16 protein-coding genes are annotated in these 14,678 nt (G+C 63.3%); 9 read left to right on the top strand and 7 right to left on the bottom strand.

From position 1 onward, the window contains the following. The first annotated feature begins 11 nt into the window (after nt 1-11). The 5 genes from K3136_RS12835 to K3136_RS12815 all read left to right on the top strand — a co-directional run bounded on the left by K3136_RS12835 (nt 12) and on the right by K3136_RS12815 (nt 5,279). Entirely contained in the window at nt 12-884 is an 873-nt protein-coding gene (locus K3136_RS12835; protein WP_221430689.1) for a F0F1 ATP synthase subunit gamma, read from the top strand. Between the two features lie 10 nt (nt 885-894). Continuing rightward, nucleotides 895-1,257 (top strand): hypothetical protein, encoded by a 363-nt coding sequence (locus K3136_RS12830; protein ID WP_221430688.1) that lies wholly within the window; start codon nt 895-897, stop codon nt 1,255-1,257. Between the two features lie 20 nt (nt 1,258-1,277). Continuing rightward, nucleotides 1,278-2,735, top strand: coding sequence for a F0F1 ATP synthase subunit beta (gene atpD, locus K3136_RS12825; RefSeq protein ID WP_221430687.1), 1,458 nt, complete (start codon nt 1,278-1,280; stop codon nt 2,733-2,735). 2 nt (nt 2,736-2,737) lie between these two features. Then, a complete protein-coding gene (locus tag K3136_RS12820; protein ID WP_221430686.1) occupies nt 2,738-2,995 on the top strand; it encodes an ATP synthase F1 subunit epsilon in 258 nt (85 codons plus the stop codon). 151 nt (nt 2,996-3,146) lie between these two features. Further along, the gene (locus K3136_RS12815; RefSeq protein ID WP_345725177.1) at nt 3,147-5,279 is read left to right on the top strand and encodes a prolyl oligopeptidase family serine peptidase; all 2,133 of its coding nucleotides are present in this window, start codon (nt 3,147-3,149) and stop codon (nt 5,277-5,279) included. A 76-nt stretch (nt 5,280-5,355) separates the two neighbouring features. Here the strand turns inward: K3136_RS12815 and K3136_RS12810 are convergent, their stop codons facing one another. The 3 genes from K3136_RS12810 to glmU form a co-directional block, all read right to left on the bottom strand. Next, nucleotides 5,356-5,985, bottom strand: coding sequence for an SOUL family heme-binding protein (locus K3136_RS12810; RefSeq protein WP_221430685.1), 630 nt, complete (start codon nt 5,983-5,985; stop codon nt 5,356-5,358). Between the two features lie 69 nt (nt 5,986-6,054). After that, nucleotides 6,055-6,327: an HNH endonuclease gene (locus tag K3136_RS12805; RefSeq protein ID WP_247711489.1), complete on the bottom strand. Its 273-nt coding sequence runs from the start codon at nt 6,325-6,327 to the stop codon at nt 6,055-6,057. Beyond that, a complete protein-coding gene (gene glmU / locus K3136_RS12800; RefSeq protein ID WP_221430684.1) occupies nt 6,324-7,691 on the bottom strand; it encodes a bifunctional UDP-N-acetylglucosamine diphosphorylase/glucosamine-1-phosphate N-acetyltransferase GlmU in 1,368 nt (455 codons plus the stop codon). Before glmU ends, K3136_RS12805 begins: the two co-directional genes overlap by 4 nt. Before the next feature lie 61 nt (nt 7,692-7,752). Between glmU and K3136_RS12795 the strand changes: the two genes are divergently transcribed. The 4 genes from K3136_RS12795 (at nt 7,753) to K3136_RS12780 (ending at nt 11,606) form a co-directional block, all read left to right on the top strand. Next, nucleotides 7,753-8,436, top strand: coding sequence for an HAD family hydrolase (locus K3136_RS12795; RefSeq protein WP_221430683.1), 684 nt, complete (start codon nt 7,753-7,755; stop codon nt 8,434-8,436). Nucleotides 8,437-8,565: 129 nt separating this feature from the next. Next, nucleotides 8,566-9,495: an SDR family NAD(P)-dependent oxidoreductase gene (locus tag K3136_RS12790; RefSeq protein ID WP_221430682.1), complete on the top strand. Its 930-nt coding sequence runs from the start codon at nt 8,566-8,568 to the stop codon at nt 9,493-9,495. A 73-nt stretch (nt 9,496-9,568) separates the two neighbouring features. Continuing rightward, nucleotides 9,569-10,402, top strand: a complete 834-nt coding sequence (locus tag K3136_RS12785; protein WP_221430681.1) for a DUF4328 domain-containing protein — start codon at nt 9,569-9,571, stop codon at nt 10,400-10,402. Between the two features lie 64 nt (nt 10,403-10,466). Beyond that, entirely contained in the window at nt 10,467-11,606 is a 1,140-nt protein-coding gene (locus tag K3136_RS12780) for a hypothetical protein (RefSeq protein ID WP_221430680.1), read from the top strand. 61 nt (nt 11,607-11,667) lie between these two features. Here K3136_RS12780 and K3136_RS12775 read toward each other — a convergent pair whose 3' ends face one another. The 4 genes from K3136_RS12775 to K3136_RS12760 are packed head-to-tail and all read right to left on the bottom strand — an operon-like array spanning nt 11,668 to nt 14,649. After that, the gene (locus tag K3136_RS12775; RefSeq protein ID WP_221430679.1) at nt 11,668-12,018 is read right to left on the bottom strand and encodes a DUF2794 domain-containing protein; all 351 of its coding nucleotides are present in this window, start codon (nt 12,016-12,018) and stop codon (nt 11,668-11,670) included. Beyond that, complete coding sequence (gene epsC / locus K3136_RS12770; RefSeq protein WP_221430678.1) at nt 12,018-12,719, bottom strand: serine O-acetyltransferase EpsC; 702 nt, start codon at nt 12,717-12,719, stop codon at nt 12,018-12,020. The genes K3136_RS12775 and epsC overlap by 1 nt, the downstream gene beginning before the upstream one ends. A gap of 27 nt (nt 12,720-12,746) precedes the next feature. Next, nucleotides 12,747-13,358, bottom strand: a complete 612-nt coding sequence (locus K3136_RS12765; protein WP_221430677.1) for an HdaA/DnaA family protein — start codon at nt 13,356-13,358, stop codon at nt 12,747-12,749. A 19-nt stretch (nt 13,359-13,377) separates the two neighbouring features. After that, entirely contained in the window at nt 13,378-14,649 is a 1,272-nt protein-coding gene (locus K3136_RS12760; RefSeq protein WP_221430676.1) for a heavy-metal-associated domain-containing protein, read from the bottom strand. Nucleotides 14,650-14,678 lie beyond the last annotated feature (29 nt).

Here is a 14,678-nt window from a genome sequence, read left to right as displayed (position 1 = left end):
AGGGAGCCGTCATGGCCTCGCTTAAAGAACTCAAGGGCCGGATCAACTCGGTCAAGTCGACCCAGAAGATCACCAAGGCCAAGCAGATGGTCGCCGCGGCCAAGCTGCGCCGTGCGCAGGCTGCTGCCGAAGCCGCACGCCCCTATGCCGAAAGGCTGTCGGGCGTGATGGCATCGCTCGCCAGCAAGGTGAGCGGCGACAGCGCGCCCAAGTTGCTGCGCGGTACCGGATCGGACAAGCGCCACCTGCTGGTGGTCGTGAACACCGACAAGGGCCTGTGCGGCGGTCTCAACGCAAACATCGTCAAGGCTGCCAAGGCCAAGGCGCGCGAACTGATCGCCGAAGGCAAGGACGTCACCTTCTACCTCGTCGGCAAGAAGGGCCGCGCTCCGATCAAGCGCGACTATGCCGACAGGATCGAGAAGCACTTCGACACCTCGAACGTCCGCAACCCGGGCTTCGAAGAGGCCGAAGCGATCGCGGACGACCTAATCGAGCGCTTCGAGAAGGGCGAATTCGACGTTGCCCACCTCGTCTACCCGATCTTCAAGTCGGCCCTCGCGCAGGACCCGACCGTCGACCAGCTCATCCCCGTCCCCTCGCCCGAAGGCGAAGGAGACAGCGGTGATGCAGTCGTCGAATACGAACCGGGCGAAGAGGAAATCCTCGAGGAACTCCTGCCGCGCTACGTCAAGACGCAGCTGTTCGGTGCACTGCTCGAGCGTGAAGCGTCCGAGCAGGGCGCTTCGATGACCGCCATGGACAACGCCACGCGCAATGCCGGCGACCTCATCAACAAGCTGACGATCCAGTACAACCGCAGCCGCCAGGCCGCCATCACCACCGAGCTGATCGAAATCATCGCCGGTGCGGAAGCTCTGTAAAGGAAGCCCCGTGAAGAAACTCGCCCTCCTCCTTCCCGTCGCCCTGCTCGCCGCTTGCGGTGAAGAGCCCGCGCCCGAGCCGACCCCGACCGAGGTCGTTACGCCCGAGCCGGTGAACACGCTGCCCGCACCCGATCAGGCGCTGTTCAAGGAAACCTTCGCAGCGACCTGCGAAGGCGCAGAGCCGGTCAACGAAGCAGTCTGCCGCCGCGCGATGGGTGCTGACACCGTCGCCTGCGAATTCAGCCTCGGCGAAGACGAATACCTGCGTCACAAGGCCACCCTCGCCGTCAATGAAGCGAACGACGGCTGGATGCTCGCAGACGCTGAAGCCATTTGTGCCGAACACGGCGCCCACCACACAGAAAACTGAGCCAGTAGGATACCATCATCATGGCCACCGCACCCAAGCTTAACCAGAGCCCCAACGGCACCATCAGCCAGGTCATCGGCGCCGTCGTCGACGTCGCTTTCCCGGGCGAACTGCCGGCAATCCTGACCGCGCTCGAAACGAAGAACGACGACACCACGCTGGTCCTCGAAGTTGCGCAGCATCTTGGTGAGAACACCGTTCGCACCATCGCAATGGACGGCACCGACGGCCTCGTCCGTGGCCAGGAAGTCGTCAACACCGGCGCACAGATCTCGGTCCCCGTTGGTCCGAAGACCCTCGGCCGCATCATGAACGTCGTCGGCGCGCCGATCGACGAGCGCGGCCCGATCGGCGCCGAAACCACCAGCCCGATCCACGCTGAGGCACCGCTCTTTGTCGACCAGTCGACCGAAGCAGCCATCCTCGTCACCGGCATCAAGGTCATCGACCTTCTCGCACCTTACGCAAAGGGCGGTAAGATCGGCCTGTTCGGCGGCGCCGGCGTGGGCAAGACCGTTCTCATCCAGGAACTCATCAACAACATCGCGAAGGGCCACGGTGGTGTGTCCGTCTTCGCAGGTGTCGGTGAGCGTACCCGTGAAGGTAACGACCTTTACCACGAATTCCTCGACGCAGGCGTTATCGCCAAGAACGACGCTGGCGAAGCCATCAGCGAAGGTTCGAAGGTTGCTCTCGTCTTCGGTCAGATGAACGAGCCTCCGGGCGCACGTGCACGCGTCGCTCTCTCGGGCCTGACCATGGCGGAATACTTCCGCGACGTCGAAGGCCAGGACGTTCTGTTCTTCGTCGACAACATTTTCCGCTTCACGCAGGCGGGTTCGGAAGTGTCGGCACTGCTCGGCCGTATTCCTTCGGCAGTGGGCTACCAGCCGACCCTGTCGACCGACATGGGTAACCTGCAGGAACGCATCACCTCGACCACCAAGGGTTCGATTACCTCGGTCCAGGCCATCTACGTTCCCGCCGACGACCTTACCGACCCGGCACCGGCAACCTCGTTCGCCCACCTGGACGCAACGACCACCCTGTCGCGCGCCATCTCGGAGCTGGGCATCTACCCGGCCGTCGACCCGCTCGACTCGACCAGCCGCGTTCTCGAACCGCGCGTTGTCGGCCAGGAGCACTACGAAACGGCTCGCCGCGTTCAGGAAACGCTGCAGAAGTACAAGAGCCTGCAGGACATCATCGCCATCCTCGGCATGGACGAACTGTCGGAAGAAGATAAGCTGACCGTGGCCCGTGCCCGCAAGATCCAGCGCTTCCTCTCGCAGCCGTTCCACGTTGCAGAAGTCTTCACCAACATCCCGGGCGTCTTCGTCCAGCTGGAAGACACGGTGAAGTCGTTCAAGGCAGTCGTCGACGGCGAATACGATCACCTGCCGGAAAGCGCTTTCTACATGGTTGGCGGTATCGACCAGGCGGTCGAGAAGGCCAAGAAGATGGCGGAAGAAGACTAAGCATGGCCCTCCACTTCGAACTCGTCACGCCGGCCAAGCTGGTCCGCTCCGAGGAAGTCCACATGGTGGTCGTCCCCGGCACGGAAGGCGAATTCGGCGTGCTCGAAGGCCACGCGCCCTTCATGTCGACCATCCGCGACGGCGAAGTCCAGGTCTACAAGACCGAAGGCGGCGCGCCCGAGACCATCGAAGTCCGCGGCGGTTTCGCCGAGGTCGGCGATAAGGGTCTGACGGTCCTCGCGGAGCATGTCGAAAGCTGAGCCTTTCGGACAATCGCACAAGATTAAGGGCGGCCCTCGGGTCGCCCTTTTTCTTTGGTCCGTCGCCATACCCCGCTCGTCGAGCAGGACTGTCCTTTCCTTTCCCTATGAGCAGGTTAGAACCGACCCGCTTTATCTGCAGGAGAGGACTGTGAAACGTGTTTCGACGCTGGCATTGGCAGCGACCATGACGATTGCCACCCCCACTTCGCTCGCCGCCCAGAACGGCGTACCGGGCCCCGACGAAGATCCCTATATCTGGCTCGAGGAAGCCCGCAGCGACGAAGCGCTGGAATGGGTCCGCAACGAAAACAACCGCACCATGGCGCATATGGCGCAGGACCCGCGGTTCGACGAACTGACCGCCGAAGCGCTCGCCATTCTCGATGCCGAAGACCGCGTGCCCTATGTCTCGATCCGCAAGGACGGGCTCTACAACTTCTGGCAGGACAAGCAGAACCCCAAGGGTGTGCTGCGCCGGACCACGCTGGAAAGCTACCGGACCGACGAGCCCGAATGGGAAATCATCCTCGATGTCGACGCACTTGCCGAAGCCGAGGGCAAGGAATGGGTCTACAAGGGCAGCAGCTGCCTGCCGCCCGACCAGCGCATGTGCATGATCGCCCTGTCGGATGGCGGTGAAGACGCAACCATCCTGCGCGAATTCGACATGACGACCAAGCAGTTCGTCGAAGGCGGCTTCGTAATCGAGGAAAAGAGCCAGGGCGGCGTGAGCTGGGTCGACGAGAACACGCTGCTCGTGGGCCGCGACTTTGGCGAAGGCACGCTGACGGAAAGCGAATATCCCTTCACCACCCGTATGTGGACGCGCGGCACCGCGCTGGCAGACGCTCCGGAAATATTCCGCGGCGATGCCAAGGACGTGTCGGCAGGCGCCTATCTCCTGCGCACGCCCGACGGCGAGATCCAGGCCCGCATCGCCTATCGCGGCCTCTCCTTCCACGAACGCGCCTACTACCTGTGGAAGGATGACGAGTGGGTCCAGCTCGACCTGCCCAAGAAGGCCGGACCTTATGGCATTCTCGACGGGCACATGCTCTTCTCGACCGATGTCGACTGGGATACGCAGGGCCAGACCTTCCCCGCCGACTCGCTGATTGCGGTCGACCTGGAGGAGTGGAAAGCCGACCCGAACGGTGCGACCAAGACCCTCGTCTGGGCACCCCAAGAACGCCAGACCAAGCGTGGTGGCAACTCGACCGCCAACAGCGCCTATATGTCGATCCTCGACAATGTCGTGGGCAAGGTTCTGAAGATCGATTTCGAAGATGGCGAGTGGGTGAAGCGCGAAGTCGCCCTGCCCGACAATGCGACGCTCGGCGTCTCGACCGCGTCTTCGGAATCCGACGAGATCATGTTCACCTCGACCGATTTCCTCACCCCCAGCACGCTCTGGTACACGGACGGAAGCGGCGATCCCGAAGTGCTCAAGACTTCGCCCAGCTATTTCGATGCGTCGGGCATGGAAGTCGAGCAGTTCGAGGCGACCAGCAAGGACGGGGCGAAAATCCCCTACTTCCTCGTGAAGCCGAAGGGCATGGAAATGGACGGCACCACGCCGACGCTGCTCTATGGCTATGGCGGTTTCCAGGTCTCGCAGCTGCCCAGCTACCGCTCGCTGACCGGCAAGATGTGGCTCGAAAAGGGCGGCGCCTTCATCCTCGCCAACCTTCGCGGCGGCGGTGAGTTCGGCCCCGGCTGGCACCAGAGCGCTATTCGCGAGAACAAGCAGCGCACCTGGGACGATTTCATCGCCGTGGGGCAGGATGCGGTGAAGCGCGGGATCACCAATCCCGGCCAGCTCGGCATCCAGGGCGGCAGCCAAGGCGGCCTGCTGGTCGGCACGGCCTTTACGCAGGCTCCCGAAGCCTTCGATGCAGCAATCGTCGCGATCCCGCTGTTCGACATGCTGCGCTACCACCTGATCGGTCGCGGCGCTTCGTGGATCGGCGAATATGGCGATCCGCGCATTCCCGAGCAGCGTGCATGGATCGAGGGCTATTCGCCCTACCAGAAGATCGTCGAGGGCGTGGATTACCCCGCCCCCTTCCTCTGGGCCTCGACCGCCGATGACCGCACGCATCCGGCCCATGCCCGCAAGGCTGCGGCCAAGCTCAAGGAACTCGGCCAGGATTACTGGTATTTCGAGGACATGACCGGCGGCCACTCGGGCGGTGTCGACAATGAACAGCGCGCCAAGCTGCAGGCCTTGCAGATTTTCTACCTGATGCAGCGGCTGATGGACGACAACGAAGCGGAATAAACCTCGCTAGCGTCAGACATGAGAAAGGGGGCGGATCCAGCGAAGGAACCGCCCCCTTTTTGCGCGCCCGAACAGCTTATTCGACGGGAATCATGACCTCGTTGCGGCGCTTGACGGGAGGCACCATCGGCGCGTCATAGAATGCGTATTCGGGCGGACCGATCGGCGTCAGGTTGTTCTCGGCGATCCATTCGCGCAGGAAGCCTTCCATATCGGCCAGGTCGGCCGACGAACCGCTACCGTTGAACTGGACGCTCGCCATGCGGCGTGCAGGAATCTCGGTCAGCGTGATGTCCGCGGGCGGCTCGGGCAGCGTTTCCATCGTGTATTTCGCCGGCATCACGAACCGCGTGCGCCAGCTGCCGGTCTCGTCGCCCTCACCCACGGTAACGGGAGAGGTCATGGCGATTTTCTCGGGCGGGTCCTGCATGACAGGGCTGGTCATGGCAATCTTGTCGCCCGGCCGGTCCTGCGCGAAGATATAGGCCGCAAGTCGCTGGAATCCGGCACCAAGCGCGCGGCGCCGGTCACCGGTGTGCGTCACCTCGGCGACAATCATGGGCTCGTATTCGCGCAATTCGAATGCGCCTTCGCTCTCGATCGAGGTGTAAGCCGGTTTCTCGATGTCGCGGTACTGCGCATAGGCGACGCCTGCTCCCAGCGTCACCACGCCCGCGCCGAGCGCGATCCATTTGCCGATACCCATTTGCGAACTCCTCAAGCTGTCTTTGCCGATCAACAGTTACGCAGGAGAAAGGTTCACGGATGCACGCCGTTAGCGCCGCGTGGGAGCGTGGAAGTCGGGCGGTTTGTTCGCGATCCAGCGCAGGAATTTTGCAACCGCATCGTTTGCGATCAGTGTCTCGCGATCCTCACCGATCCGGGCCAGCTCGGCATTGGTGAAGTTGGCGTGGATCGCCTGGTGGCAGATCGGGTGGACGGGAACGGTGAACCGCCCCTTCTTCGATTTAGGCACCGGGTGATGACACTGCACCCGCGTGCCGACAGGCCGCTCGCAAAGCCAGCAAATTGTGCGGGCCTCGCTCAGCCCTTCTTCTCCGACGCCTTCTTCTTTTTCATGGTGTCGTGGAAGCGGTCGGCCCAGCCGGGCTTCACCAGCTGCTCGGCGCGAACCATGCGCAACTCGCCGGCGGCAACGTCGCGGCTGACGGCGCTTCCGGCGGCCACGATCGCATCGGCACCGATTTCGACCGGCGCGATCAGCGAGCTGTTGCTGCCGATGAAGGCGCGTTCGCCGATCTTGGTCTGATATTTGAAATAGCCGTCGTAATTGCAGGTGATCGTGCCTGCGCCGATGTTCGCCCCTGCACCGACGGTTGCATCGCCCAGATAGGTCAGGTGATTGGCCTTGGCGCCTTCGCCAAGGGTCGCCTTCTTCATCTCGACGAAGTTGCCGACCTTGCTGCCCTTTTCCATCACGGCGCCCGGACGAAGGCGGGCGTAGGGACCGACTTCGCAATCCTCGCCGACATGCGCGCCTTCAAGATGGCTGAACGCGCGGATGCGCGTGCCGCTTTCCACCTTCACGCCCGGCGCGAAGACGACGTTCGGCTCGACCGTCACATCGGGAGCGAGATCGGTGTCGTAGCTGAAGAAGACGGTCTCGGGCGCCTTGAGCGTAACGCCGTTCTCCAGCGCTTCCTCGCGCTTCAAATCCTGCCACTGGCGCTCTGCCGCGGCGAGCTCCTTGCGCGAGTTGATCCCGACCACCTCATGGGGACGGTCGGTGACCACGGCGGCGCAAGTCCTGCCATCCTTTACCGCGACATTGACGATGTCGGGCAGGTAATATTCGCCCTGCGCATTGTCGTTGTCGACGCGCTCGAGCAGGTCGAACAGGACCTCGGCGCGCGCAGCCATCAGGCCCGAATTGCACAGGCGGCAGGCGCGTTCGGCCTCGTTGGCGTCCTTGAACTCGACCATCTTCTCGATCGTCATGTCGCGATGCGTGATGACGCGGCCATATTGAAGCGCGTCATCCGGCTCGAAGCCCAGCACCACCACGGCAGGCGCATCGGCAGCGCGCAGGCGGGTGAGCATGTCGTTCATGGTCGAGCTCTTGATGAAGGGTGCATCGCCCAGCAGCATCACAACGTCGCCATCGAATCCGGCGAGCGCTTCCTTCGCCTGTGCCACCGCGTGGCCGGTGCCCAGCTGCGGTTCCTGCACTACGCACTCGGCGCGCTCGCCCAGCTGGCCGATGACCTGTTCGCGCTCGTCGCCGACGATCACGATGGTCCGCGCAGGCGAAAGCTCCTCCACCGAGGCCATCAGGTGCTCGATGATCGGGCGGCCCGCGATATTGTGGAGGACCTTGTGCAACCCGCTCTTGAGGCGGGTGCCCTTGCCGGCAGCAAGGATGACGGCGGCGAAATCTCGGCTTTTGCTCATGGAAAGGGGCCATGCCACCAATCGCTTGCAGTTTGAAGAACCATCCTGCACTCGGATGGCGATGACCGGCTTTCCCTTCGATATCGTCGCCTTCGACCTCGACGGCACCCTCCTCGAAACGCACCGCGACCTTGGTACGGCGGTGAACCATGCGCTGGATATCGGAGGCTTCGATCCCGTCCCGATCGACAGCGCGACCGACCTGATCGGTGGCGGCGCAAAGATCATGCTCAAGCAGGCGATCGACATGCAGGGCGGACTGGCGGACGATGAATTCCGCAAGCTCTACAAGGAGATGCTGGGCTATTATTCGCGCAACAACGCGGTCCACACGCGCCCCTATCCCCACGCGGTAGAGACGCTTGAAGCGCTGGGCGGACGCGGCGTGCGCATGGCGGTCGTCACGAACAAGTTCGAAAGCTTCGCCACCGATATCCTCCAGACACTCGGCCTGGCGAGCAGGTTCGAGATCATCATTGGCGGCGACAGCCTCGGCAAGGGGCCTGACGGCAAGCATCGCGCGAAACCGGCCCCGGACCCGATCTGGCACGCCCGCGAGGCCTGCGGCGGCGGGACCATCGCCTTTGTCGGCGACAGCAGTTACGATGTGAAAGCCGCGCGTGCGGCAGGCGTCCCGGTGATCGCGGCCGCCTATGGCTATTGCGATGCCCCTGCTGCGGAACTCGGCGCCGACGCAGCGATTGATTCGCTGGCAGCCCTGATCCCCGCGCTGGAGCGGCTTTAGCAGCCCTCCGCCTGCCCCTACGGCATCGCGGTTCGGCGCGCATACGGTTGCAACGGGCGGTGATAAATGCCAATCCGCGCCCTGAATTGACCTTTACGTAAACGACAAACAACCAAGCAGGAGCCCCCCATGACCATCGACTTCAAGGACAAGGTAGCCATCGTCACCGGCGCAGGCGGCGGTCTGGGCCGCGAATACGCGCTCGAACTCGCCCGCCGCGGCGCGAAGGTCGTCGTCAACGACCTCGGCGGCGCGCGCGACGGCACCGGCCACTCCGACATGGCCCTCCAGGTCGTCGAGGAAATCGAGAAGATGGGCGGCGAGGCGATGTCGAATGGCGGCAGCGTCACCGAATACGACCAGATGGAAAAGATGGTCGCCGATGCCAAGCAGAAGTGGGGCGGCGTGCACATCCTGCTCAACAACGCAGGCGTCCTGCGCGACAAGACCTTCGCCAAGATGAGCCCGGAAGATTTCGAGTTCGTCCTCAAGGTCCACCTGACCGGTTCGGCTTTCGTCACCAAGGCATGCTGGGAAACCTTCCGCGAGCAGGCCTATGGCCGCATCATGATGACCGCGTCCTCGACCGGCCTGTTCGGCAACTTCGGTCAGGCGAACTATGGCGCGGCCAAGCTGGGGCTTGCTGGCCTGACCAAGACGCTCGCGCTCGAAGGTGCAAAGTACAACATCAAGGTCAACACGCTCTCGCCTGTTGCAGGCACGCGCATGACCGAAGACCTCTTCCCTGAAGAAGCTTTCAAGCTGTTCGATCCGGTGAACGTGGTTCCGGCCGCGCTCTTCCTCGTCAGTGAAGACGCGCCGACCAACGCCATCGTCGGCGCTGGTGCCGGTGGCTATCACTCGGCATGGACCGTCATGAACGACGCCGTCTGGCTGCCCGATGGCGAGCGTACCGTCGAAGGCTTTGCTGCCAACTGGGACAAGATCAGCGAGTTCTCGAACCTCAAGGCCCCGCAGTCGGGCAGCGAGCAGTCGGGCGCGATCCTGACCGCAATGCAGAGGGTCACCGGAACCGGCCCGAGCAGCGCCCGCGGCTAATACCGACAACCCCGATTGCTAAAAGCTTCGCCGCATTGCAGTATGCGGCGGGGTTTTTCTTTGGGGGGTTGCCATGGATCTCGACAAGAACTTGCGCATGCTGCGCAAGACGTCGTTCGTTGTTACGATCTTGTCTTTCGTCGTCATAATCGCCGGCCTCGTCCAGCTCGGACTGGGCGGGATTGCGGTGAAGCAGGAATACGAACGGATCGCCGAAGTCGAGGCGATGATCGGCCAGCCCTCGAACTACTACGGATACCAACGTCAGTATCGCGAGCTGCAGGCAAGGTATAACCGCTCGAGCAGCGCCTTCTTCCTCGAGGGACGCTTCCTCCCCTCGGATGAAAGCCTGGAGCCAGATGCGCCCGGGGTGATCACCTTCTTTGTGCTTCTGGCATCGACCCTCGCCTTCCTCATCGCCGCGATGCTGTGGGTGTGGCGCGCACATGCCAATCTGCGCGATGTCGGGATCAAGGCGAAATACGGGCCGGGACGCGCTATCGCCTCCTATCTCATCCCGCTCGCAAACCTCATGCTTCCGTTCGAAGCCATGCGCGAACTCTACAATCGCAGCGAGGGAGAGGGAGACGATTTCGCCCATTCGACCGTAGAAAACGTCACCGCATGGTGGACATCGGTGATCGTCGGATTGCTGATCCTGAGCGCGATGATCGTGAAATTCGCGCTCGATGCGGCGACCAACCTCATCATCATGACGCCGATCTGGATGGAGTTTGTGATCCTGAGCTTTGCAATCGTCCTGCTGCTCGGCTCGGCCTATCTGTTTGCCAATCTGACGCGCAAGATCACGCAGGCGCAGATGGAAATCCTGCCGCAGATCGAGCCACGGGTGATCGAGGCAGAAGCGCCGTCGCGACCGACGGTCAACATCATCGGTCAAAGCTAGGCGTATTGACGTATTAATACAGTAGGCGTATGACCCGCTTATTCTTCAATGGGGAGAGATTGGCATGTATAGCCAGGAAGACCTGAATTCAGCCGTAGCGGCAGGCGTAATCAGCGCCGAAGCTGCGGATGCCCTGCGCGCGCACACTGCCGCGCAGCGCGATGCACTACCCGCCGATGCCGAGCATTTCCGGCTCATCACCGGCTTCAACGACATTTTCGTCTCGATCGGCGTGGTCATCATGCTCGTCGCGATGGGGGCAATCGGACAAGCACTTGCAGGCGCAATCTATCCCGTTCCCCAGTGGACGCCCGATGTGGGCGAAAACTGGTGGATGGAGACTCACACACAGCGCATGATGGCGGAAGGTGTCGCCCTGTCGCTCGCTGCGCTCTTCGTTGCCGGCACGGCATGGTTCCTCGCCGAGTTCTTCACTCGCAAGCGCCGTATGGCACTGCCCAGCATCATCCTCCTGCTCGCCTTCGTCGGCGGGGTCATGGCGACGCTTACCGGCGCGATCATGGGCTGGCTCATCCCCCAGGGTGACGAGCAGGAAGCTCTCGGCTTCTCATTGCTGGCAGTTTCCGCACTGATCACTGCAGGAGCTGCTTGGCTCCACTGGCGCCGCTTCATGGTGCCGATCACCATCGCGGCAGGCACCGGCGCGATCGCCGCAACCGCAGTACTGCTGCTGGTCGCGATTATCGGACCCAATGCCTCGAACATCGAGACCGTGATCCTCAGCCTCGTCTTCGTCGCCGGCCTGGTGATCTTCGCCTTCGCCATGCGCTGGGACATGAGCGACCCGCGCCGCGAGACGCGTCGCAGCGACGTGGCCTTCTGGCTGCACCTGCTCGCTGCCCCGATGATCGCACACCCGATCTTCGCGCTGCTGGGCGTGACCGATGGCGACAATATCGGTGCAGGCGCCGCAGTGGCCGTGCTTGCGGTCTACATCGCATTCGGCCTGATCGCGCTGGCGATCGACCGCCGTGCGCTGCTGGTATCGGCGCTTGCCTACGTGCTGATCGCGCTGGCCTACCTCTTCCGCGAATTCGGCGCGGTCGAGCTGACCTTCGCCCTGACCGCACTGGTCATCGGTTCCGCCCTGCTCTCGCTGAGCGCGCTGTGGACGCCGATCCGCGCCGCAGTGGTGAAGGGGCTGCCGGGTGAGATGCAGGCACGGCTTCCGGCCACCGCCTGACAGATCGCACTATGATAATCGGAGAAGGCTCGCACCGCGGTGCGGGCCTTTTCTTTTGGGCTCAGTCCTCGACAGCCTTCATGAGCCGCCGTTCGATAGGGGCAACCACGCCCGGCAGCTCGTGACCGCGCTTGAGGATCTGGCCGTGCTCTCCGAACAGGGTCCACATGCCCTGCTTTCCGCGTAGCGACGGACGCTTCTCGATCCGCGCCTGCGGGCGTTCTGCATGGCGCACGAAGGCCGCAAAGGTGGCCGCATCCTTGGTGAAATCCATCGCGTAGTCGCGCCATTGCCCGGCAGCGACCATGCGACCGTACACGTCGAGAATGCGGGTAAGTTCCTCGCGCGTGAAACCGATCTGGTCGGGCTTGCGTCCGGGAAAGGATACGACCTTCGCGCTGCCGAAATTCATCAGTCGTCGGTACCGCTTCGTTGGCTGGGTTCGGCGGCGGCGCGCAGTTCGGCGATCTCGTTACGCAGCGACTTCAATTCTCCTTCGAGCTTCTCGATGCAGTCGCGGCCGACCTCGCGCGCTTCCTCGCACGGATCGTCGCAGGGCGTGCCGTAGGGCATGAATTCCTTCATCCACTCTTCCGCCGGCACCAGCGTGCTGCGCGCCTTGAGGCCGATCATCGTCGCGCCTTCCGGCACCTCGTCGGTGACAACGGCATTTGCACCGATACGCGCACGCCTGCCGACCGTGATCGGACCGATGACCTGCGCGCCCGAACCGATGATCACATCGTCTTCGATCGTCGGGTGGCGCTTGCCGCCCTTGCCATTGGTCGGGTTGGTGCCGCCCAGCGTCACGCACTGGTAGATAGTGACGTTATTGCCGATCTCGGCGGTTTCGCCGATGACGGTGAAGCCGTGGTCGATGAAGAAATTGCGGCCGATCTTGGCGCCGGGATGGATATCGATCCCGGTCACCATGCGGCTCCAGTGGTTGATCAGGCGGGCAAGGAAGAACAGTTCGGCTTCGAACAGCCAGTGTGCGGCGCGGTGATAGGCCAGCGCCCAGACACCCGGATAAAGCAGCACTTCCCAGCGGCTGCGCGGTGCAGGATCGCGGGCCTTGATCGAGTCCAGATAGGCGATCAGCCGTTCCAACATGGCCTCAATCCTTCCATTTTAGTGCATTCAAAGCAAGCGGGCCTGCTCCGGCCCCTGAACCGCGTCGAGCGCATCGCGCCAGATCGACATGGTGGCAGGTACCTTTCGTTCAAGGCTGAGCCGGTCGATTTCCGCCACGATCCGCTCGATCGCGGCATAGCTACGCTCCATGCGGGGCACGAGATAGGCGGGCGCCCCTTCACCCAGCGCGAGCCCCCGCTGGGCAGCATGGCTCAGCATGAGCTGTGCCGCCGTATCGTCATCCAGAGGGGCGATTTCGAGCTGGAGAGCAGCTCCCATACGACTGCGCAGGTCGGGCAGTTCGATGTCCCAGCCTTTCGCATCGATCGTCAGCAAGAGCGGATAGCCGTCCTCGCGCGCGCGGTTCCAGGCGTGGAATATCTCGGTTTCGTCCTTGGTATCGGCATCGTCGATCGCCCCGCCCCCGGTGTGCGAGGCAAACCAGCGTGCGAAGAGCGATTTGCCCGAACGCGGCGGTGCCGCGAGGATCGCGGTCCCGAAGGGCCAGTCCTGCGATGCGGCCATCGCCTCTGCCACGGCCCGGTTGCTTTCGCCGATGATGATGCTGTCGGGCCCGTCGGAACCGGAATGCGTAAGCGGAAGCGCGATCTGGCTCATGCAGGCACCGTCTGCGCGATCAGCGGCTGATCAAGAGCGCCGTCGCTCCCTGCTGAACGGTGAAGCCCTGCCCGCGCAATGCCTCAGCGAGCTGGGCGATCGAGCCGGAATAGCTGACCGTCATGACCGAGGTCCCGCCGATCGCGGTGCTGCGCACACCGGTCGAGCGGACGCCGGGCGTGCCCCGGACGGCTGCAAGCACACTACCGAAGCTGGACGCGTCGGGTGTCTGGAACTGGACGGTGTAGAGCGCAACCGAGCCTTCGGGCGGCGGCGTATTGATCGGTGCGGCACTGATTGCTCCACCGCTGGCCTCGGTCGGCTGCGATGCGACCTGCGCCAATGCCTCGTCCTGTGCCTTGAGGCGCCGGCCCAGTTCGACAAGGCGAGCGATCTCGGGATTGAGGTCGCCCGTTTTCACGTTGAGCGTCGGATCGGGTTTGATCGTGCCATCGGCCAGCGCGACCTGGAAGACGGCGTCGAAACGACGGACGGCCTGTTCGAGCATTGCAGGCAACTGCTCGGGGCTTTCCGCGCGCATGGTGAAACTGTCGAGATATGCATTGTCCGGCCCGTGGCGCGCCGTGAAAGTGCCTTCGATCGGCCCGCCGGGATAGGAATAGCGCAGGCTGGCAATCGGGATGAGGACATCGGCGGCACCGAAGGAATCGAGGATGTCACGCCACCACACGCGGCTGCGGCGGTTTGTCTGGCCGTAAGTCAGCAGCAGCGATTCGCCGCCCGCACCGCTGGGGCGCACGTAATTCACGCTGCTCTGCCCGGCCTGGAATTCTGCCCATGCGCGCTGCCACGGATTGCGCTGCTCATAGATGAGCTGCGTCCCGCCCGACATGGTGACCGGCAGCAGCAGCATCGGGGCGCTGCGCCGCGACATGCCGTCGTCGCCGAGATAGGAATTGGCCTTCTGGCGATCGAAAATCACACCCAGCGTCGCGATGTAGCGCTTGGGGCCGAGCCGTTCGCGCTGAACCACGATTGCCGAGACCATGCCGTAGATCTGCGAATCGGAGAGATTCGGGCCGTCCAGCTTCTCCCACGCCTTGACCTGCGCTTCCTTCCAGGCCTTTTCGCGGGCTTCGACGCCGGTGTCGCCGCGCACGTCGACCTCGATGTCGCTGACCTGGATGTCGCGCGAAGCGGCCACTGCGGCGATGCCGCGCTGGCCGCCGACCTGTGCCTGCGCAAGCCAGCCGGCCCCGCCTGCCAGCGCGATGCCGGAAGCGATCAGGGCGTAACGGGCGCGCCGGGGAAGGGAAAAATATGTCCGCATGGGCTATTCAGGCGGGCCTTTTGCCCAAT

Source organism: Qipengyuania gelatinilytica (assembly GCF_019711315.1).
In the GTDB taxonomy this organism is placed as follows: domain Bacteria; phylum Pseudomonadota; class Alphaproteobacteria; order Sphingomonadales; family Sphingomonadaceae; genus Qipengyuania; species Qipengyuania gelatinilytica.
Note: the sequence above shows the minus strand (reverse complement) of the source record. Positions and strands in the feature narration are given on the sequence as shown.